The sequence below is a fragment of the Trinickia symbiotica genome (assembly GCF_003028655.1).
Lineage (GTDB): Bacteria > Pseudomonadota > Gammaproteobacteria > Burkholderiales > Burkholderiaceae > Trinickia > Trinickia symbiotica_A.
On the sequence record NZ_PYUC01000069.1, the window covers coordinates 1 to 416 of the forward strand.

Below are 416 nucleotides of genomic sequence, written 5' to 3' on the forward strand. Positions count from 1 at the left end.
GTATTACAGGGTCTACTGCCCTTTTCCATACAAAACAAATGCTTGATTATGGTACGAAAATAGTAGCAGGTGTGACGCCTGGTAAAGGTGGTCAAGTTGTTGAAGGCGTTCCTGTTTTCAACACTGTTGAAGAAGCTAAAAATGAAACTGGGGCAACGGTTTCAGTCATTTACGTTCCAGCACCATTTGCTGCAGACTCAATTTTAGAAGCAGCTGATGCAGACTTAGATATGGTTATTTGTATCACTGAACATATTCCTGTATTAGACATGGTTAAAGTTAAACGCTACTTACAAGGTAGAACAACACGTTTAATTGGTCCAATCTGCCCAGGTGTCATTATAGCAGCTGAATATAAAATTGGTATTATTCTGGTATATGTTAACATAGAAGGTCATGTCGGTGCAGTTTCACGT

General features: G+C 39.2%; 1 pseudogene. It reads left to right on the plus strand.

From position 1 onward, the window contains the following. Positions 1 to 416, plus strand: a pseudogene (locus C9I57_RS32270) (succinate--CoA ligase subunit alpha); the annotation flags it as partial.